Source organism: Amycolatopsis umgeniensis (assembly GCF_014205155.1).
In the GTDB taxonomy this organism is placed as follows: Bacteria; Actinomycetota; Actinomycetes; order Mycobacteriales; family Pseudonocardiaceae; genus Amycolatopsis; species Amycolatopsis umgeniensis.
Map to the genome: position 1 here is coordinate 6735752 of NZ_JACHMX010000001.1, position 19498 is coordinate 6755249.

Here is a 19498-nt window from a genome sequence, read left to right on the forward strand (position 1 = left end):
CTAACTGGAGGACATCATGACCGAACGACGGACCGAGGTCCTGGCCGTGCTGGGCAAGCTCGCCGACGCGTGGAACGACGGCGACGCGGCCGCGTACGCCTCGCTGTTCACCGAAGACGCCGACTACGTGACCTTCTTCGGGATGAACATGCCGGGTCGGGCGGTCATCGAAAGCGCGCACCGATCCCTGTTCGAGGGGCTGCTGAAGGGGTCGAAACTCGTGGCCGGGAGCGGCGAGCCCAAGGTCCGGTTCGTCCGGCCGGACGTCGCGATCGTCGTGTCCGGCGGCGGGTCGTCGGTGTCGGGCGGGGACAAGCCCGAGCCGGGCCGGGAGTCGACGCTGACGTACGTGCTGGTCGAGGAGCCCGATGGCTGGCGGGTCGCCTCGTTCCAGAACACCAGGGTGAGCGATCCGGCCGCGAGCGCGGCGTGAAACCGCTGGTCGAGGTCGACGGTGTGGTGCCCGCGTCCGCCGACGAGGTCTTCGCCCGGATCGCGGGGATTCTTCAGGCGCAGCAGTACAACCCACGCTTCGAAATGGACCCCGCGCGCGGCTTCATCGCCCAGCAGGGCGGTTGGTGGTATCGCGGGGAGTACACCGTCGTGGATGATCCGGCCGGCGCGCGGGTGACCCATCGGGTGTACAACGTCGCTTCCCGGGGGCGGTGGGCGGTCCCGCTGGCCAACCGGTTCTTCGCCGGGTTCGCCGTGCGGGTCCGAGAGAGCTTTGATCGGATGCTGGGAGACGTCGCACGTCCGATCGGGGATCGGCGTACGCTCGGTTAGGTTGACCTAACCTGAGGAAAGGAATCGTGGATGGCCGAGGCGAGGAGATCGGTGTCGGCGACCCGGTTGCGGGTGCTGCGCACCGAGCGGATCACCCCGCATATGGTCCGGATCGTCGCTGGGGGCGAAGGAATCGCCTCGTTTCAGCCGAACGAATTCACCGACGCCTACGTCAAGGTGCACTTCCGGGTGCCCGGCGTCACCTATCCCGAGCCGTTCGACCTGGCGCGCGTCCGCGAAGAACTGCCGCGGGAGCAGTGGCCGCGGATGCGCTCCTACACCGTCCGGGCCTTCGACAGGGATCTCGGCGAACTGGTGCTCGACTTCGTCCACCACGGTGACGAGGGTGTCGCCGGACCGTGGGCCGCCGCTGCGAAACCCGGCGACGAGCTGCTGATCTCCGGTCCCGGCGGGGCGTACGCGCCGGGCGAGGAGGCCGACTGGCATCTGCTCGCCGGCGACGAGAGCGCCCTGCCGGCGATCGCCGCGTCCCTCGAGGCGATGCCGGCCGGTGTCCCCGTACACGCGGTCATCCTCGTGGAGGACGCCGCCGAGGAGCAGTCGCTGACCACCAAGGGCGACGCGCGGATCACCTGGCTGCACCGGAGCCGGGGCGACGATCTCGCGGCCGCCGTCCGCGCGCTCGACTGGCAGGACGGTGTCGTGCAGGCGTTCGTGCACGGCGAGGCCGCGTTCGTCCGGGATCTGCGACGTCATCTGCTGGACGACCGAGGGATGCGGCGAGACCTGCTGTCGATCTCCGGATACTGGCGGATCGGGAAGACCGACGAGGCGTGGCGGCTGGAGAAACAGGCCGAGCGGAACGCGTAACCTCGGTCACATGATCGAGCTGAAGGTGGACGTCGACCCGGCCGAGGTGGGTTTCGACGCGGAGCGGCTACAGCGAATCGACAAGCACTTCGACGGGTATCTGGAGCGAAATCTGCTTCCCGGGTATCTGGCCGTGGTGACCAGGAACGGGAAGGTCGCGCATCTCGCGTCGAACGGGCTGCGCGACATCGAGGCCGGGCTTCCGGTCGAGACCGACACGATCTGGCGTGTCTTCTCGATGACGAAGCCGGTCACCTCGGTCGCCGCGATGATGCTCGTCGAAGAGGGACGTATCGACCTCAAAGACCCGATCTCGCGCTGGCTGCCGGAGTTCTCGCAGCCGCGCGTCTACACGGCGGGCTCCTTCGTCCGGCCGATGACCGAGCCCGCGACGGAACCGATCCGCCTCTGGCATCTGCTCACCCACACCGCGGGCCTAACCTACGGGTTCCACCGCACGCATCCGGTCGACGCGCTCTACCGTGAGGCCGGTTTCGACTGGGGCACCGCGCCGGGGCTCGATCTGGCCGGTGTCTCGGAGGCGATCGCGCGGCAGCCGTTGCTGTTCCAGCCCGGTACCCAATGGAACTATTCGGTCGCGACGGACATCCTCGGCAGGCTCGTCGAGGTCGTCTCCGGTCAATCCCTCGACACCTTCTTCACCGAGCGGATCTTCACTCCGCTCGGCATGCACGAGACTGGATTCCGAACCGACCCGGACGCGCTCGACAGGCTGGCCGCCCTCTACGTGCCCAACCCGAAGACGAAGGCGCCGTTCCGCCACGACGAGATGGGCGCCATCGGCCGCGTCACGCCCGCGTGCCTTTCGGGCGGTGGAGGCCTGGTTTCGACGGCGGGCGACTACCACCGCTTCACGCAGATGCTGGTGCGCGGCGGTGAACTCGACGGAGTCCGGCTGCTCGGCCCGCGCACGGTGCAGCTCATGGCGAGCAACCACTTGCCGGGCGGGGTGGATCTGGAGACCTACGGAGGCGGCGCGTTCTCCGAGACGCCGTTCGACGGTTTCGGCTTCGGACTCGGCTTTTCCGTGCTCGAGGACCCGGTGAAGGCCAAAACCCTCGCCAGCGCCGGGGAATTCGCCTGGGGCGGCGCGGCGAGCACCGCGTTCTGGGTCGATCCGGACGAGGACGTCACGGTGCTGTTCTTCACCCAGCTGCTGCCGTCGACGACCTATCCGATCCGTGTCGAACTGCGCAACCTGGTGTACCAAGCCCTCGCGGGTTGATCCTTTTCGGGCAGCCCATCAGGCGAATCCTTTACCGCGCAGGAGAAACCCGGCCACACTGGACCCCAGCCGATGGGGAGGGGTCTTCATGCGCCGGATCGTGGTGGTCGGGGCCGGGCAAGCCGGTCTGGTCCTGGCTTTGGGTCTTCAACGGCACGGATACGCCGTCACCGTGGTCACCGACCGCGACGCCGAGACGATCCGTGCGGGCGGGCTCATCTCGAACCAGTGCTTGTTCCACCCCGCGTTGACGCGGGAACGCGCGCTGGGCATCAACTTCTGGGACGGCGATGCCCCGGAGATCCTCGGTGCGTCCTTCGGGCTCGCCGGGGACTCCCCGGAGCCCGCCATCGCGTGGCAGGCCCGGTTCGACCACCCCGCGCAGTCGGTCGACCAGCGGGTCAAGGTGTCCGACTGGCTGACCGCCTTCGCCGGCCGCGGCGGCGAGGTGCGGCTCGGCAAGGTGACACCCGACGGGCTGGAGGAGTACGCCCGCGAGTTCGATCTCGTCCTGGTCGCGGCCGGGCGAGGGCCGCAGTTCGACAGTCTCTTCCCGCGTGACGACGCGCGTTCCCCGTATCGCGAACCGCAGCGGACCATCGGGATCATGTACCTCGTCTCCGGCCGCGACGAGCCGCTGCCGGTGTATCCGGGTCTGACGTTCGGGCTTTCGCAAGCCGGTGAGCTGTTCGGGCTGCCGGTCCAGTCCGTGCGCGGACCCGTCTTCGGCCTCGGGTTCTTCGGCGTGCCCGGCGGCCCCATGGACGTCTGGGACGACGTCGCCGATGTCGACGAACATTTCGCGCTCGCGATGGCGTTGCTGCGCAAGCAGTTCCCGTGGGTCGAGGAGTCGCTCGCCGACGCCCGCCCGAGCGGGCCGCTGGACGTCCTGCGCGGCCGGGTCCTGCCGATCGTGCGCGATCCGGTCGGGACGCTGCCGTCGGGGGCGAAAGTGCTGGCGATGGGCGACGCGGCGGTGACGAACGACCCGATCGCCGGACAGGGCGCGAACATGGCGTCGCACGCGGCCGCGGTCTACGAACGGCGCATCCTCGACCACGGCGACCGTCCGTTCGACGAAGCGTTCCAGCGCCGTACTTTCGCCGAATACTGGGAAAAGGCACAGCACGCGACCCGGCTGAGCAACGATTTTCTCGCGCCGCCACCGGATCACGTGCTGGCCACCCTGGACGCCGCGCAAACGGCGCCCGAGGTGGCTCGCCGGTTCGCGCACGTCTTCTCCGACCCCGCCGACTACGCCGCTTGGCTGACCGACGAGAAGGTCGCGCTCGACTACCTCGGGTCGAACGGCTTCTGATCCGGAGCGCAGACGGTGCCGCGCGCCGGGAGACGGCCGTAGGTCAGGTAGGCGTCGAGGGCCGCGTCGACACATTTGCTGCGGTTCGCCGCACCGTGCCCCCAGGCGTCCAGCGTCAGGAGCCGGGCGTTCCCGAGGATGCGTTCGGTCCGTTTCGCCCCCGCGTACGGCGTTTCCGGATCGCCCTTGCCGTTGGCCAGCAACAGGATCGGCGCGGTCGGCCGGTTCCAGGGGCCGGTGTGGCGTGCCGGGTCGGAGGCGGGCCAGAAGGCGCACGGCAGCGAGAGGTACGTGTCGTACGAACCGAAACCACGGCCTTCGCGATCGGCCTCGCGGGCGGCTTTCGCCCACGCCGCCGGGTCACGCGGGTTCGTGGTGTCCGCGCAGATCGTCCCGCCGCCGCCCAGCGCGGAGTCGAACGGTGTCACGATGGCCTTCGAGGTCACTGATTTCGTCGCGGCCTGAAGGAATTCCGCCAGCGCGGGAGAGTTGGCCTCGTCCGTCAGCGCGTTGTGGGTGCGCCGGATGACCTCCTGGTAGGTGAGCGCGCCCGGTGTGGCTTCGAGCCGGTCGAGGATGCCGTCGTACTTGGCCCGCAGATCCGTCCCGGGCTCGCGGAACGCGCACCGGACGTCGGCCGCGCACGTGTCGAGGAACGCCTGCAGCGCGCGGTCCGCGTCCCGGAAGCCGCCGAGCCTGGTGCTGAACGGGACGTTCGCGTCGTCCGGACGATGCCCGGTGGACCAGGCGACCGGATCGTCGACGGCGTCGAGGGCCAAGGCGCCGACGCGCTGCGGGAACAGGTTGGCGTACACCTCGCCGAGATACGTGCCGTACGAGAGACCGTAGTAGCGCAGGTGGGGCTCGCCTGCGGCCTGGCGCAGCTTGTCGAGGTCCCGGGCGACGTTCGTGGTCGACAGGTGACCCAGCAGCGGCCCGGCGTTGCGGCCGCACGAGGCGGCGACCTCGCGGACGTCGGCGAGATGGCGGGTCTCCTGCTCGACGGTGATCGGGAACTGGCCGAGCACGCGTTTGAGCGGCTCGGTTTCCGCTTCGCTCGCGAAGCAGCGAACCGGTGTGCTGGCGCCGACGCCGCGCGGATCGAAACCGACGATGTCGAACTGCCGGTGCAGCGACTCGGTCTGGAACTCGCTGAAGCGACCCGGATTCCCGGGGCCGCCGGGGTTGGTGAAGAGGGTGCCGCGTTTGTGCTTCCGGTCCGTCGCGGGGAGACGGCCGAGCGCGATGGTGATCCGCGGGCCGCCCGGGTCCTGGTACGAAAGCGGGACCTGGAGTTCGGCGCAGTCGTAGCCGGGCGGTGATCCCGCGGGGCAGGGGCCCCAGTCGATGCCCTTCGGAGTGGCCGAGACCACGGGCGCGATCGTGACGGTGGCGAGTGCGGTGAGGGTGATCAAAGCGGCGGTGCGGACTCTGATGGTGGTCACCGGTCCAGCGTCCCGCCTCGAGGGCGCGCGATCCCTGGTGCGCGTACCCGGAAACATGGTGGGGTGAACCCCTCCATGGTCAACATATAGCGCACCGGGGGGCTTGCGGCAAGACCCCGGTGGTACCGCAGAATCCTCGGCTGTAGCTGGAGCAGGCCGAACAGGAGTGAAGATTGACCGACGTCGACGTGATCATCGTGGGTGCCGGCCCGACCGGTCTGATGCTGGCCGCGGAGCTGCGGCTGGCCGGGGTGCGCCCGCTGGTCCTGGAACGGCGGCCGGAACAGGGGACGACACCGAAGGCCCACGGCCTCAGCGGGCAGATCCTGGACCTGCTGGGATACCGCGGCCTGCTGGACCGGGTGCGGGGGCTCGCCACCGACCCCGTCCCGCCCCACAGGTTCCCTTTCGGCGGTGTGCACGTCGACCTCACACGGTTCGACGAGCCTCCGCTGAAGGCGCTTTCGGTGCGTCAGCAGCTGTTGGAGCGGCTGTTGGAGGAACACGCCCTCGAACTCGGCGCGAAGGTGCGCCGCGGGCACGAGGTCATCGGGCTGTCCCAGGACGGCGCCGCCGTGACGGCCCGGGTCCGCGGACCCGAGGGGGAGTACGAGATCACCGCCCCGTACCTGGTGGGATGCGACGGCGGCCGCAGCCCCGTCCGCACGCTCGCCGGGATCGGGTTCCCCGGGACCACCTATCCCGAGGTCAACCGGATCGGGCAGGTCAAGATCCCCGACGGGCTGACGGTGCACGACAACGGCGACATCGAGACGCCGGGGCTGGGCCGGATCAAGGCGGGCTACACCCGCACCGACAACGGGGTGTTCGCGCTCGGCTCGCTGACGCCGGGGATCGTGTTCATCCAGACCACCGAGGAGGATCTCGGCGAGGTCGACGACGACATGCCGATGACGCTCACCGAACTCGGCGACAGCATCCGCCGCGTGCTCGGCGGGGACGTCCCGCTGGGCGAGCCTGTCCGGCTCTCGCGCTACCAGTTCTCCTCCCGCCAGGCGGAGCGCTACCGCGAGGGAAGGGTCCTGCTGGCGGGCGATGCGGCCCACCTGCTGCCGTCGACGGGTACGGCGATCAACGTCGGCATGTCCGACTCGGTCAACCTCGCCTGGAAGCTCGCCGCCGAGATCCAGGGCCGGGCGCCGGAAGGGCTGCTGGACAGCTATCACACGGAACGGCACGCCGCCGGTGCCCGCGCGCTGCTGCAGTCCCAGGCGCAGGTCGCGCTGCGGCGCGGGCACGACGAGGCCGCCGAGGCACTCCGGACGGTCTTCCAGGAACTGCTGGGCGACGAGCAACCCGCGCGAAGGCTGGCCGAGCATCTCGCCGGGACCGACCTGCGCCACCCGATGCCCGGCTCCGGGCACGCGCTCGCCGGCACGTTCGTCCCGGATCTCGCGCTGGAGACCGACCAGGGCGCGACCAGCGTCGGGGAGTTGCTGCGTCAGGCGCGGCCGGTGCTGCTCGACCTCGCGGACCGTCCCGAACTGCGTGCACTCGCGCAGGGGCTCGTGGACGTCCAGGTCGCGAAGGCCGAGGACAGGCCCGCCGACGTCCTCCTGATCCGCCCGGACGGCTACGTCGCCTGGGCGGGGGACACCGACACCGACGGCCTGCGGGAGGCCCTCGCCACCTGGTTCGGCGCCTGACCCAACGCCTTTAGTCCTCTGGATGCGGTGAATCGCATCCAGAGGACTGAACGCGGGGTTGTCAGCGGCCGATGACCTCCGAGCCGTAGCGCTTCAGGGTTTCTTCCCGCTGATCGTGCATGAGGTACAGCGAGAACTGGTCGACTCCGAGCGAAGCCAGCTCCTCCAGCTTTTCGATATGCGCCGAAGACGGCCCGAGCAGGCAGAAGCGGTCCACGATCTCGTCCGGTACGAAGTCGGTCGAGGGATTCCCCGCCCGCCCGTGGTGCGAGTAGTCGTAGCCCTCCCGCTCGCGGATGTAATCGGTCAGTTCGCGCGGCACCGGCCCGGAATCGCCGTAGCGCGCCACGAGATCCGCGACGTGGTTGCCGACCATCCCGCCGAACCAGCGCAGCTGTTCCCGCTGGTGCGCCAGATCGTCCCCGACGTACGCCGGGGCGGCGAGGCAGATCGTGATCCCGCCCGGATCCCGTCCCGCCGCACGGGCCGCCTCGCGGACCGCGCCGATGGTCCACCGGGCGATCGCGGGATCGGCGCACTGGAGGATGAAACCGTCGGCGTGTTCACCGACCGTCTTCAGCGCCTTCGGCCCGTATCCGGCCATCCACATCTCGAGCCTGCCGTTGCGGATCCAGGGGATCTGGACCGGTTTGTCCCGCAACAGGACCTCCCGGCCTTCGGCCAGCTCCTTGACCACGTGCATGCAGTCGCGCACGGTGGCCAAAGTGGACGGTGCCATGCCGACGACCCGGTGCGCCGAATCGCCCCGGCCGATCCCGCAGACGGTCCGGTTGCCGTACATGTCGTTGAGCGTGGCGAACGTCGACGCCATCACCGACCAGTCCCGCGTGGCCGGGCTGGTCACCATCGGGCCCACGATCATCGACGATGTCGCCGCGAGGATCTGCGAGTAGATGACGAACGGTTCCTGCCACAGCACGCACGAGTCGAACGTCCAGCCGTAGCGGAAACCCTGGTCTTCGGCGGCCTTCATCAGCCGCACCAGATCGCGTGCGGGCGGGTCGGTCTGCAGAACTATCCCGAAATCCACGGCCACCACCTCAGTTCAGGTACTGGTTCAGGTCGCGCGAGAGGAACTTCCCGTGCGTCGTACTGCCCGAGAACCCGGACGGCGACACCACCACACGGCCGCGTGAAAGCACCGTCTCGACCTTCCCGGTGATCTCCAGTCCTTCATAGGCCGAGTAGTCCACGTTCATGTGATGCGTCTCGACCGACAAGGTCTGCTTCGCCGACGGGTCGTAGATGACGATGTCCGCGTCCGAACCCGCCGCGATGACACCCTTGCGCGGGTACAGCCCGAACATCCGCGCCGGGGTGGTCGAGCAGGTCTCGACCCAGCGGCCGAGGGTGAGCTCGCCCGCCACGACACCCTGGTGCAGCAGGTCCATCCGGTGCTCGACGCCGGGGATCCCGTTGGGGATCGCGCGGAAGTCGCCGCGGCCGAGTTCCTTCTGGTCCTTGAAACAGAAGGGACAGTGATCCGTCGATACCACCGAGAGGTCGTTGGTCCGCAGCCCTCGCCACAGATCCGCTTGATGCGACTTCTCGCGCAGCGGGGGAGAAGCGACGTACTTCGAGCCCTCGAAATCCGGCTTCGCCAAGTCCTCTATGGACAGATAGAGGTACTGAGGACAAGTCTCCGCGAAGACGTTCTGGCCGTCGTTGCGCGCCTCCGCGACCGCCGCCAGCGCCTGCGACGCCGAAAGGTGCACGATGTACAGTGGCGCCCCGGTCACCTTGGCCAGCTGGATCGCGCGCGAGGTCGCCTCGCCCTCCAGTTCCGGCGGCCGGGTGAGCCCGTGCTGCACCGGGTCGATCTTCCCGGCGGCGAAAGCCTGCGCGGCCAGCTGGTCGATCGCGATGCCGTTCTCCGCGTGCATCATGATCGTCGCGCCGATCTCGCGCGCCTTCTGCATGGCCAGCAGGATCTCGCCGTCCGTGGAGTAGAAGACCCCCGGATACGCCATGAACATCTTGAAGCTGCCGACACCGCCGTCGACACAGGCCTGCATCTCCTTCAGCGACGAATCGTTGACGTCGGAGACGATCATGTGGAAGCCGTAGTCGATGGCGCAGTTGCCGTCGGCCTTCTCATGCCATTTGTCCATGGTGGACAGCAGCGAGGTGCCCTTGGCCTGGACGGCGAAGTCGATGATCGTGGTCGTCCCGCCCCACGCCGCCGCCGTCGTCCCGGTGCCGAACGAGTCGACGGAATGCGTTCCGCCGAAAGGCATCTCCATATGGGTGTGCGCGTCGATCCCGCCGGGCAGCACGTACTTCCCGGTGGCGTCGATGGTCTCGTCGGCCGGACCGAGCGTGCCGGGGGAGCCGACCGCCACGATCGTCTCGCCGTCGACGAGGACGTCCGCCGCCGACGCGCCCGCGGTGCTGAGTACCTGCCCGCCGCTGATGAGGGTGGTCATCACGCCTCCGCGAGGGGTCCGTAGCTGTCGGGACGCCGGTCTCGGTAGAAGGCCCACAGGTCCCGCACCTCGGCGAGTTGCGCCATGTCGAGATCGCGGATGACGATCTCCTCCTCGGTGTCCGAAGCCGCTTCGCCGATCAGCTGGCCACGCGGGTCCGCGAAATACGACTGGCCATAGAAGTCGTTGTCGCCCAAGGGTTCCACGCCGACGCGGTTGATCGTGCCGACGAAGTACTCGTTCGCGACGGCGGCCGCGGGCTGCTCCAGCCGCCACAGGTACTCCGACAGGCCGCGGCTGGTCGCCGATGGGTTGAACACGATCTTCGCCCCCGCCAGGCCCAGCGCGCGCCAGCCCTCCGGGAAGTGCCGCTCGTAACAGATGTAGACGCCGATGCGGCCGACGGCGGTGTCGAACACCGGATAGCCCATGTTCCCGGGCCGGAAGTAGAACTTCTCCCAGAAGCCCTTCACCTGCGGGATGTGGTTCTTGCGGTGCTTGCCGAGGTAGGTGCCGTCGGCGTCGATCACCGCGGCGGTGTTGTAATAGACGCCGGGCTGTTCGACCTCGTACATCGGGACGACGAGGACGACGCCGTGGCGTTCGGCCACCTCCTGCATGAGCTTCGTCGTCGGCCCGTCGGGGATGCCCTCGGTGTAGGAGTAGTAGTCGGTGTCCTGCACCTGGCAGAAATACGGGCCGTAGAACAACTCCTGCAGGCAGATGACCTGTGCGCCCTGCGAAGCGGCCTTGCCGATGGCTTCGACCGCCCCCGCGATCATCGACTCCTTGTCACCCGTCCACCGTTGCTGGATCAATCCGGCTCGGACCAGGTCGCTCACTTGCTTCCTCCTCTGTGTAGGCGGTGCGCTTGTGCTCGGGCAGGGCCAGCAGCAGGTAGACGATGAACGCGCCTGCCAGTCCGACGACCCAGTTGTAGTCGTAGAGCGGTTTCAGGAACGGGATCAGCCCGTCGGCGGGGAACGGTCCGCCGTACGCGCCGCCGACCGAGAGCACGGCGCCGACCAGCGTCGCGACCAGCGCGCGCCAGTTCCAGCCGCCCTTGAACCAGTAGACGCCGCGTTCGGTGTAGAGGTCCCGCAGGTCGAGACGCGTGCGCTTGACCACCCAGTAGCCGGCGACGAGCACCCCGGCGACCGCGCCGAGCAGGCCGCCGTAGAAGCCGAGCCACGCGAAGATGTAGATGTTCGGGTCGGAGTAGAGCCGCCACGGCTGGATGACGATGCCGATGATCCCGGTGATCAGCCCGCCGACGGCGAACGTGATCTTCTTCGGGAACGCGTTGGAGAAGTCGTAGGACGGGCTGACCACGTTGGCCGCGAGGTTCGCCGAAACGGTCGCCAGCACCAGCGCGATCAGCGCGACCACCACCACGATCGGGGAGTCGAACCGGTCCGCCAGTTTCGCCGGGTCCCAGATCTGTTCGCCGTAGAGGACGCTGCCGCCCGACGTGGTCAGGATGGCCACGATCGCGATGAAGGTCATCGTGGTCGGCAGGCCGAGGATCTGCCCGCGGACCTGCTTGCCCTGGCTGCCGCCGAAGCGGGTGAAGTCCGGCATGTTGAGCGAAAGCGTCGACCAGAACGCGATCATCGCCATCAGCGACGGCGCGAACACCTTCCAGAAGTCCGGGCCCCAGCCCAGTTTCCCGGGTTCGGACAGGATCGGGCCGAGTCCGCCCGCCTTGACCAGCACGTAGCCCAGCAGGATCAGGAAGCCGACCGAGACCAGCGGAGCCGTCCAGTTCTCGAAGCGGCGGACGGCCTCCATGCCGCGCCAGATGATGAGCATCTGGAACAGCCAGAACAACCCGAAGGACAGCCACAGCGTCCAGTGCTGGCCGAGGACGACGGTGGAGTCCTTCCAGCCGGAGCCCGCCAGCCGCCCGACGATGATGTAGACGGCCTCGCCGCCGACCCAGGTCTGGATGCCGAACCAGCCGCACGCGATGAACGCCCGCAGCAACGCCGCGAGGTTCGCGCCGCGCATGCCGAAGAAGGCGCGGGCGAACACGGGGAACGGGATGCCGTACTTCGTCCCGGCGTGGCTGTTGAGCAGCATCGGGGCGAGCACGATCAGGTTGCCGATGGTGATGGTCATCAGCGCCTGGAGCCAGTCCATGCCGAGCGCGATCAAGGACGCGGCGAGCGCGTACGAGGGGATGTTGTGCGCCATCCCCATCCACAGCGCGAAGTAGTTGTAGGTGGTCCAGGTCCGTTTTTCGACCGGGACGGGGGCGAGTTCCTCGTTGTAGAAGCGGCTGTCCTTCAAGGACTCGACCTCGCCGAGTTCGACCCGGCCATCAGGGTGCACGTGCTGCGTTCCGCGTGCCGTCGGCTCCATTGCGGAATCGTGCTCGCCACGCCGCGCGGGTGGGACTGGCAGACTGTTCACTGTTGATGGCGTCGGAACGCAGACTGTCGATTGCGTTCGAACGGTCTCGGTGCATGACCTGCGTCACACACACGACCGTAGTAATCCGGCAAACCGGGTGAAACATCTCCACAGGATCTCCACAGCTCACCCGAACGGTCTCCACGGCCGGTGCTTACAGTCATCCCCATGGAACTGGGAGGACGCCGGGTGCTGGTCGTCGAGGACGACGTGACGATCGCCGAAAGCATCGCCGCGCGCCTGCGGGCCGAGGGTTTCACCGTCGATCTGGCGCACGACGGCCCTTCCGGAGTCGAGACGGACGCCGCGCGTGAGCCGGATCTGGTGGTGCTCGACGTGATGCTGCCCGGGTTCGACGGGCTCGAGGTCTGCCGCCGGATCCAGGCCCGCCGTCCGGTCCCGGTGCTCATGCTGACCGCCCGTTCGGACGAGACGGACATGCTGATCGGCCTCGGCGTCGGCGCGGACGACTACCTCACCAAACCGTTCTCCATGCGCGTGCTCTCGGCGAGGGTGCACGCGTTGCTGCGCCGCGTCGAACGATCGGCGCGGACCGACGTGAGCGAGACGGGCACGAAGATCGTGCTCGGCGACCTCGAAATCGACGTCGAACAGCGGCGGGTCACGCGGGCGGGCACCCCGGCCCAGCTGACGCCGATCGAGTTCGACCTCCTCGTCCACTTCGCGAAACGTCCGAGGGCGGTGCAGCCGAGGGAACGGCTGCTGAGCGAGGTGTGGGACTGGGACGTCGCGGGCACCGGTTCGGGCACTCGCGCTGTCGACAGTCACATCAAGGCGCTGCGCCGCAAACTGGGCGCGGACCTCATCCGCACCGTGCACGGTGTCGGATACGCGCTGGAGGTGGGTGCGTGAAGTTTCGCCCGTTGCTCGGCCGGATCGTCGACGCGCTGCCGAGACCGCTCGACCCGGTCCGCTCCATCAAGCTCAAGCTCGCGATCCTGCTGGTGTCCTCGGGCGGTATCGCGTTCGCCTTCTTCAACTGGCAGATCGGCTGGCTGCCGCCGAAGACCACCATGGCCGCGATGGTGCTCGCGGTGGTCACTTCGCAGATCCTGGCGCACGGGATGACCAGGCCGCTGCGGGAGATGACCGTCGCCGCCCGCGCGATGGCCAAGGGCGACTACACGCGGCGGGTCCGGGCGACCGCCCGCGACGAGGTGGGCGAGCTCGCCCACGCCTTCAACCAGATGGCCGCCGATCTCGACGCCTCGGATCAACGACGGCGCGAACTGATCGCGAACGTCTCCCACGAACTCCGCACGCCGATCACCGCGCTGAACGGGGTGCTGGAGAACCTGGTCGACGGGGTCGCCGAAGCCGATCCGGCGACGCTGAAGACCGCGCTGCAGCAGACCGAACGGCTCGGCAGGCTGGTTTCGGAACTGCTCGACCTCTCACGGATCGACGCCGGCGCGTTCCCGTTGCAACTGGAGGAGTTCGATCTCGAACTGCTGCTGGACGAGGTCGCCGCCGAAGCCGGGGTGACCTCCGCCGCGACCGGCCGCGGCGTGCGGTTCGCCGTCGACGTCCAGCCGCCCGGCGCGGTGGCCGTCGCCGACCGCGGCAGGCTCTACCAGGTCGTGGTCAATCTGCTCGACAACGCCGTCCGGCACGGGCCCGCCGGGGGAGAGGTCCGCGTGCGGGCGGAGGCCCGTGAGGCCGACGTCGTCATCGAGGTCGAAGACGAAGGCCCCGGGATCCCGCCGGGGGAGCGGGACAGCGTGTTCGAACGGTTCACCCGCGGCGAGCGGGCGGGCGGCGGAGGCACCGGCCTCGGGCTCGCGATCGCCCGGTGGGTGGTCGACCTCCACGACGGCAGCATCGCCGTCGTCGCCCCCGAGCGGCGGCCGGGCTGCGTCATCCGCGTCGTGATCCCGGTTCCTTAGTCCTTTCCGCTTTCTTTCCGCGGCTCCGCATATCCACCCGGATGTGCTTTCGCAAACTGGAGGATTCGATGAGCGAAGAACAAGAGGAGAAGCAGGCGCACGCGTCGCCCCCGTCGGCGACGACCACCTTGCCGCCCGCGCCGCCGGTGCCCGTCTTGATGCGGCCACGGGTGCCGCCGAAGTCGTCGATCGTCCCGTTGCCCGGCTCCGTGCTGCCCGCGGCGGTCGCCGCCGGGCTGATCGCCGCCGTCGCCATGCCGGACGAACCCGGGGCCGGCTGGCTCGTGGCCGGGCTCGCGTTCGCGGTGGCCGTCTACTTCGCCGACAAACGCGCCCGCGGTGACGCCGAGCCGCACTTCCGCCTGACCAGCGGGTTGTGGGCCGCGGCCGCGCTCGGACTGCTCGCCGTCGGCACCTTCCGCGCGTCGATCTGGCTGAACGTGCTGTGCGTGCTGGCCGCCTGCGTCGCGGGATCTCTCGCGGTGGTCGGGAAACGCACCGTGAACACGATCGTCTACGACGTCTTCGCGGTTCCGATCGAAGCGCTGCTTTCGGTCCCGTGGATCGGGCGAGGGCTCGTGAAACTCGGCAAGAAGCCGGAAAGCCGTGCGCGGCCGAGGTTCCTGGTGCCGGTGCTGGCGAGCGTCGGGCTGCTGCTCGTGTTCGTCCCGCTGCTGCGGGGCGCGGACGCCGCTTTCGCGAACGTCGTCGACGCGGTGATCCCGGAGCTCAACCCGGGAACCTTCGTGCGCTGGGGTTTCCTGTTCGTGGTGGCCGCGTTCGCCGTCACCGGGGCGTGCTACCTGCTGGCGGCGCCACCGCTTCCCGCCGAGGACGACGCGCCACGCAAGCGGCTGGCGCACCGGCTCGAATGGACCTTGCCGCTGAGCGTGCTGGTGCTGCTGTTCGCGAGTTTCGTCGTGGTCCGGCTGGTCGTGTTGTTCGGCGGCAGCGAGTACGTCCTGGCCACGAGCGGGCTGACGGCGGCCGAATACGCCAGGAGCGGGTTCTGGCAGCTTTCCGCGATCACCGTGCTGACCCTGCTGCTGGTCGCCGCGGCGCTGAGGTGGGCGCCGAAGTCCTCGGTGGCCGATCGCGGGTGGCAGCGCGGGCTGCTCGGTGTGCTGAGCGTGCTCAGCCTGGTGCTGGTCGCGTCGGCGTTGAGTCGCATGTGGACATACCAGCAGGCGTACGGGTTCACCGTGCTGCGGCTGCTGGTGGAGGTCTGCGAACTCTGGATCGGACTGGTGTTCTTGCTGGTACTGGCATCGCTGGCACCGCTGAGGTCGTCCTGGCTGCCGCGCGCGGCCATCGGCGCCGCGGCCGCGGCGCTGCTGGGGCTCGCCGTCCTCGATCCGGAACGGTTCATCGCCGACCGCAACATCGACCGGCTCGTGCACGGCAAGACGCTCGACACCCGGTACCTGTCAGGGTTTTCCGCCGACGTCGTCCCCGCGGCGGACCGGCTCCCGGAGCCGCTGCGGTCCTGCGTGCTCGGACCGGTCGTGACGGGCATCTCGGAAGATGATTGGCGCGGATGGAACCTGAGCCGGTCCCTCGCGCGTCAGACCCCCGTTGCCGCGAAGGGCTGGGCCGAGTGCCGGTATCCGGCCCGCCCTTGAGCCGTGACACCACGGCCTTGATCGCCCTCCTGGGGGTGAGGGCGATCAAGGCGGTGGTGAACGGCGACCGCCGGGCCACCGAGGGGGAGGCCCGGCGGAAGCCTTGCGCGGTAACGCTTTCCGGTCAGGTCAGAAGGTGAAGACGCCTGCCGACTCGTTGTCGGCGACGCAGGGGTTGGCGTACGAGGTGCGGAAGGTGACCGGTTCGCCGCGCCATTTGCCGACCGCGGAGACGTCCACCGGGTTGTACTCCAAGGTGCAGGCCCGCGGTTCCGCGCGTAGCCTGTCGAACTTTCCGTCCACTTCGGACAGTTTGTCGCAGGCGTTGCCGCGCCTCGGGTGTGACCCCCCGGTGGGCTCACAGGTGAGCGAGACGGTGCCGACCCGGCCGCGGGTGTCGTGGCTGGTCAGCTGGAACGTGGATTCGGCGGGTTGCGCCGGGGCCATGCAGGCCAGCGCGAGCACGCAGGCGCCGATCGGTTCGAAGAAAGCCATACTTCCACTATCGGCTGACATGACCCGATCACTGTGTTCCACGCTTGGGTGAGATTTACTCACCCTGTCGGGTGGTCGTTCGTCTCTCGAAGGTCGTGTGCGAGCAAAGCGACATACAGGGAGAGCATCGATTCCGGGTCTTCGAGCCGCACCCCGAGCACCTGCTCGATCCGGGCCAGCTGCTGGTAGTAGGCGGTGCGGGAGGTGTGCGCGGCGGCCGCGGCCGCCGATTTGTTGCCGCCGTGTTCGCAATAATGTCTCAACGCCTGAACGAGTCTGCTGCCCTGCGCGGCGTCGCGACTCAACAGCGGGCCGAGCTCCCGCGCGGCGAACGCGGTGATCCGTTCGTCCCCGGCCAGCAGATGCAGCAGGCCGCGCAACCGGACGTCGTCGAGCCGGTGGACCACCCGCTCGGCGTTCTCGGCGAGCGCGGCGGCGGCGACCTGCGCGGCCTCGACGAGCGTCCGCCGCGCTTCGGCGGGCCCGGTGCCCGTGGTCCCGACAGCGACCACGGCGGGCGCGCTGGAGCGGGCCTCGTGGACGTCGGTGGCCAGCCGCCGCAGGACCGCGTCGACCCCGGCCTCGGGCGAGAGCGCGATCAGCGCGCGCACCAGCGTGTCGTCAGTGGCCACCAGCGCGGACACCTTGGCGCGCCGGGCGGCGAGCGCGGTCGCCTCGGCGAGTTCCCTCAGCAGCACCGGGGTCGACTGCGCGGTCTTGGCGGTCGCGGTGATCCGGGGCCGCACGGCGACCCCGACCAGCAGCCGTCCCGTCAGCGGGACACCCAGCGCGGAGGCCCGCGCGGTCAGCTCCGCGGGCGGCACCGGATTCGCCAGCAGTTCGGTCAGGATCGCGCGGTGCGCCTGGCGTTCGAGGCTGTCGGTGTCCTTGGCGACCAGCCGGTGGACCGCGAGCGCGGACGCGGCGCGTTCGGCGACCACGACGTGCCGGTGCGGCGGCGGATCCCCGCAGACGACCACCAGCCGTCCCCAGTCGTGCCCGCGCGCGCCGACCACGGTGATCAGCCAGCCCGCGCCCGCGTGGAAGCCGGTCCGCTCGCCGACCTGTACCGGTCGCGACCGCGACGGCCAGCCGGGCAGGAGCTCGCCGGGGTCGGCGCCCGCCGTGTCGTAGGCGAGGACTTCGTGCGAAAGCGTCTCCAGCACGACGGGATGCTCGGTGAGCCTCGCGACCTCACGCAGGATCTCGCCCGGCTCGGCGCCGGCGACCGTCAGCGCGGTGAAGGTCTCGTGGACCCGTTCCGCCGCTCGGAGTTCGTCGACCTGGGCGTCGACGATCAGCCCGTTCACCGCCTCGGTGACCGACACGAAGCGCGTTTCCCGCGAAAGGGTGACCAGCGGGAGGCCGTGGTGGTCCGCGGCCTCGACCAGCGCGGGCGGCAGTTTCTCACTCCAATGACGGACCAGCTCGATGACGATCCCGGCCACGCCGACCCCCGCCAGATCGGCGACGTAGCGGGTGAGCGCGGCGGCGTCGTCGGGCAGCGCGACCCCGGTGGTGAGCACGAGTTCCCCGCCGCGCAGCAGCGGGGCGATGTCCGCGACCTCGGCGACGTGCGCCCAGCGGACCGGCGCGTCCAGCCCCGCGGCGCCCGCCACCACATGGGGCCTGCCCTGACGCAGCACCGGCAGCGCGAGCACCTCGGCGACGGTCGGGTACATCGGCCTCCCACCTGGTCGGAACGCAGGAGACAGACTGTACGGCCGGGACCGGGAGTCCGTACACGTTGCCGATGGCGTCGGTGTGGCGCGCGCACCCAAACTCGACCGGGAGCAGGCATCCGGACCAGGAAGGCGGAACCGTGACCGACCGCATCACCCACTGGGTAGACGGCAAACCGTTCGAGGGCATCAGCGATCGTTCCGGTGACGTGTTCGATCCGGCCACCGGACAGGTGCGGGCGAAGGTCCCCTTCGCCGCGCAGGACGACGTCGACGCCGCCGTCGCGGCCGCCTCCCGGGCGCTGCCGGGCTGGCGCGGAACGTCGCTGGCCGGGCGGACGCGGGTGCTGTTCGCCTTCCGCGAGCTGCTTTCGGCGCGGCGTCACGAGCTGGCGAAGATCGTCACCAGCGAGCACGGCAAGGTCGAGTCCGACGCGGCGGGTGAAGTCGCGCGCGCCATCGAGAACGTCGAGTTCGCGTGCGGCGCGGCTCAGATGCTCAAGGGCGGGTTCAGCGAGAACGCCTCGACCGGTGTCGACGTCTACTCGCTTTCGCAGCCGCTGGGCGTGGTCGGCGTGATCTCGCCGTTCAACTTCCCGGCGATGGTCCCGTTGTGGTTCGTGCCCAACGCGCTCGCCTGCGGCAACACCGTCGTGCTCAAGCCGAGCGAGAAGGATCCGTCCGCGTCCAACTTCATCGCGGAACTGTTCGCCGAGGCGGGTCTGCCCGACGGCGTCCTCAACGTCCTGCACGGCGACAAGGTGGCCGTCGACGGACTGCTGGAACACCGCGACGTCAAGGCGATCTCGTTCGTCGGGTCGACGCCGATCGCGAAGTACGTCTACGAAACCGGGACCAGGAACGGGAAACGCGTACAGGCGCTCGGCGGCGCGAAGAACCACATGGTCGTCCTCCCGGACGCCGACCTCGACCTCGCCGCCGACGCGGCCGTCTCGGCGGGCTTCGGCTCGGCGGGGGAGCGGTGCATGGCGGTGTCGGTCGTGGTCGCGGTCGATCCGGTCGGCGACGAACTGGTCGCGAAGATCGCCGAGCGGATCACGCGCCTGCGCGTCGGCGACGGCAGGCGGCCGACCTCGGAGATGGGGCCGCTCGTCACCGCCGCGCACCACGAACGCGTCGAGTCCTATGTGGAGGCGGGCGTCGAAGCCGGCGCCCGGCTCGTGGTCGACGGCCGCGGGATCGAGGTCGACGGCGAGGACGGCGGCTTCTGGCTCGGCCCGACGCTGTTCGACCACGTCACGCCGGAGATGTCGGTCTACACCGACGAGATCTTCGGCCCGGTGCTGACGGTCGCGCGGGCCGAGGGCTACGACGCGGCGCTGGAGCTGATCAACGCCAACGCCTACGGCAACGGCACCGCGATCTTCACCAACGACGGGCGGGCCGCGCGGCGGTTCCAGAACGAGGTCGAGGTCGGGATGGTCGGCGTGAACGTGCCGATCCCGGTGCCGGTCGGCTACTACTCGTTCGGCGGATGGAAGGACTCGCTGTTCGGGGACAGCCACGCGTACGGGCCTGAGGGGTTCCACTTCTTCACGCGGACGAAGGTCGTCACCTCGCGGTGGCCGGATCCGTCGCAGGGCGGCGTGAACCTCGGGTTCCCGCGCAATAGCTGA

General features: G+C 69.3%; 17 protein-coding genes. 10 read left to right on the forward strand and 7 right to left on the reverse strand.

The genetic code is table 11. The features are described 5' to 3' along the window. The first annotated feature begins 16 nt into the window (after positions 1–16). From HDA45_RS31455 to HDA45_RS31475, 5 genes are all read left to right on the forward strand, one after another. The gene (locus HDA45_RS31455; RefSeq protein ID WP_184901452.1) at positions 17–433 is read left to right on the forward strand and encodes an SgcJ/EcaC family oxidoreductase; all 417 of its coding nucleotides are present in this window, start codon (positions 17–19) and stop codon (positions 431–433) included. Next, positions 430–786, forward strand: a complete 357-nt coding sequence (locus HDA45_RS31460) for a hypothetical protein (RefSeq protein ID WP_343072199.1) — start codon at positions 430–432, stop codon at positions 784–786. The genes HDA45_RS31455 and HDA45_RS31460 overlap by 4 nt, the downstream gene beginning before the upstream one ends. Before the next feature lie 30 nt (positions 787–816). Beyond that, the gene (locus HDA45_RS31465) at positions 817–1617 is read left to right on the forward strand and encodes a siderophore-interacting protein (protein WP_184901454.1); all 801 of its coding nucleotides are present in this window, start codon (positions 817–819) and stop codon (positions 1615–1617) included. A 10-nt stretch (positions 1618–1627) separates the two neighbouring features. Further along, positions 1628–2863 (forward strand): serine hydrolase domain-containing protein, encoded by a 1236-nt coding sequence (locus HDA45_RS31470; RefSeq protein ID WP_184901456.1) that lies wholly within the window; start codon positions 1628–1630, stop codon positions 2861–2863. Positions 2864–2951: 88 nt separating this feature from the next. Then, positions 2952–4181, forward strand: a complete 1230-nt coding sequence (locus HDA45_RS31475; RefSeq protein ID WP_184901458.1) for a styrene monooxygenase/indole monooxygenase family protein — start codon at positions 2952–2954, stop codon at positions 4179–4181. On the opposite strand, the gene HDA45_RS31480 is transcribed toward HDA45_RS31475, so the two are convergent. Then, positions 4157–5626, reverse strand: coding sequence for an alpha/beta fold hydrolase (locus HDA45_RS31480; RefSeq protein ID WP_184901460.1), 1470 nt, complete (start codon positions 5624–5626; stop codon positions 4157–4159). The two genes, HDA45_RS31475 and HDA45_RS31480, sit on opposite strands and share 25 nt — an antisense overlap. Positions 5627–5799: 173 nt before the next feature. Between HDA45_RS31480 and HDA45_RS31485 the strand changes: the two genes are divergently transcribed. Continuing rightward, positions 5800–7293 carry an FAD-dependent monooxygenase gene (locus HDA45_RS31485; protein ID WP_184901462.1) on the forward strand — a complete coding sequence of 498 codons (1494 nt, stop codon included), beginning with the start codon at positions 5800–5802 and terminating at the stop codon, positions 7291–7293. 61 nt (positions 7294–7354) lie between these two features. Here HDA45_RS31485 and HDA45_RS31490 read toward each other — a convergent pair whose 3' ends face one another. Genes HDA45_RS31490 through HDA45_RS31505 form a run of 4 tightly spaced genes read right to left on the reverse strand, consistent with a single transcriptional unit; the run spans position 7355 to position 12104 of the window. Further along, positions 7355–8344, reverse strand: a complete 990-nt coding sequence (locus HDA45_RS31490; protein WP_184901464.1) for a TIGR03842 family LLM class F420-dependent oxidoreductase — start codon at positions 8342–8344, stop codon at positions 7355–7357. A gap of 10 nt (positions 8345–8354) precedes the next feature. Beyond that, positions 8355–9740 carry a dihydropyrimidinase gene (gene hydA / locus HDA45_RS31495; protein WP_184901466.1) on the reverse strand — a complete coding sequence of 462 codons (1386 nt, stop codon included), beginning with the start codon at positions 9738–9740 and terminating at the stop codon, positions 8355–8357. Next, complete coding sequence (locus HDA45_RS31500; RefSeq protein WP_184901468.1) at positions 9740–10582, reverse strand: nitrilase-related carbon-nitrogen hydrolase; 843 nt, start codon at positions 10580–10582, stop codon at positions 9740–9742. The genes hydA and HDA45_RS31500 overlap by 1 nt, the downstream gene beginning before the upstream one ends. Beyond that, positions 10533–12104, reverse strand: coding sequence for an NCS1 family nucleobase:cation symporter-1 (locus tag HDA45_RS31505; RefSeq protein WP_184901470.1), 1572 nt, complete (start codon positions 12102–12104; stop codon positions 10533–10535). The genes HDA45_RS31500 and HDA45_RS31505 overlap by 50 nt, the downstream gene beginning before the upstream one ends. Before the next feature lie 240 nt (positions 12105–12344). Between HDA45_RS31505 and HDA45_RS31510 the strand changes: the two genes are divergently transcribed. The 3 genes from HDA45_RS31510 to HDA45_RS31520 all read left to right on the forward strand — a co-directional run bounded on the left by HDA45_RS31510 (position 12345) and on the right by HDA45_RS31520 (position 15684). Then, entirely contained in the window at positions 12345–13028 is a 684-nt protein-coding gene (locus HDA45_RS31510) for a response regulator (protein WP_184906244.1), read from the forward strand. After that, positions 13025–14062 (forward strand): ATP-binding protein, encoded by a 1038-nt coding sequence (locus HDA45_RS31515; protein ID WP_184901472.1) that lies wholly within the window; start codon positions 13025–13027, stop codon positions 14060–14062. The genes HDA45_RS31510 and HDA45_RS31515 overlap by 4 nt, the downstream gene beginning before the upstream one ends. 68 nt (positions 14063–14130) lie before the next feature. Beyond that, complete coding sequence (locus tag HDA45_RS31520; RefSeq protein WP_184901474.1) at positions 14131–15684, forward strand: DUF4153 domain-containing protein; 1554 nt, start codon at positions 14131–14133, stop codon at positions 15682–15684. Between the two features lie 129 nt (positions 15685–15813). Here HDA45_RS31520 and HDA45_RS31525 read toward each other — a convergent pair whose 3' ends face one another. Both HDA45_RS31525 and HDA45_RS31530 read right to left on the reverse strand, forming a co-directional pair. Beyond that, entirely contained in the window at positions 15814–16179 is a 366-nt protein-coding gene (locus HDA45_RS31525) for an SSI family serine proteinase inhibitor (protein ID WP_184901476.1), read from the reverse strand. 59 nt (positions 16180–16238) lie between these two features. After that, positions 16239–17861, reverse strand: a complete 1623-nt coding sequence (locus HDA45_RS31530) for a PucR family transcriptional regulator (protein WP_184901478.1) — start codon at positions 17859–17861, stop codon at positions 16239–16241. A 140-nt stretch (positions 17862–18001) separates the two neighbouring features. On the opposite strand from HDA45_RS31530, the gene HDA45_RS31535 reads away from it, so the two are divergent. After that, positions 18002–19498, forward strand: coding sequence for a CoA-acylating methylmalonate-semialdehyde dehydrogenase (locus tag HDA45_RS31535; RefSeq protein WP_184901480.1), 1497 nt, complete (start codon positions 18002–18004; stop codon positions 19496–19498).

Excerpts from the sequence above, each read along its gene's own strand:
- HDA45_RS31455 (WP_184901452.1), top strand. The coding sequence starts at position 17 with ATGACCGAACGACGGACCGAGGTCCTGGCCGTGCTGGGCAAGCTCGCC.
- HDA45_RS31465 (WP_184901454.1), top strand. The coding sequence starts at position 817 with ATGGCCGAGGCGAGGAGATCGGTGTCGGCGACCCGGTTGCGGGTGCTG.
- HDA45_RS31470 (WP_184901456.1), top strand. The coding sequence starts at position 1,628 with ATGATCGAGCTGAAGGTGGACGTCGACCCGGCCGAGGTGGGTTTCGAC.
- HDA45_RS31475 (WP_184901458.1), top strand. The coding sequence starts at position 2,952 with ATGCGCCGGATCGTGGTGGTCGGGGCCGGGCAAGCCGGTCTGGTCCTG.
- hydA (WP_184901466.1), bottom strand. The coding sequence starts at position 9,740 with ATGACCACCCTCATCAGCGGCGGGCAGGTACTCAGCACCGCGGGCGCG.
- HDA45_RS31505 (WP_184901470.1), bottom strand. The coding sequence starts at position 12,104 with ATGGAGCCGACGGCACGCGGAACGCAGCACGTGCACCCTGATGGCCGG.
- HDA45_RS31520 (WP_184901474.1), top strand. The coding sequence starts at position 14,131 with ATGAGCGAAGAACAAGAGGAGAAGCAGGCGCACGCGTCGCCCCCGTCG.
- HDA45_RS31525 (WP_184901476.1), bottom strand. The coding sequence starts at position 16,179 with ATGGCTTTCTTCGAACCGATCGGCGCCTGCGTGCTCGCGCTGGCCTGC.
- HDA45_RS31530 (WP_184901478.1), bottom strand. The coding sequence starts at position 17,861 with ATGTACCCGACCGTCGCCGAGGTGCTCGCGCTGCCGGTGCTGCGTCAG.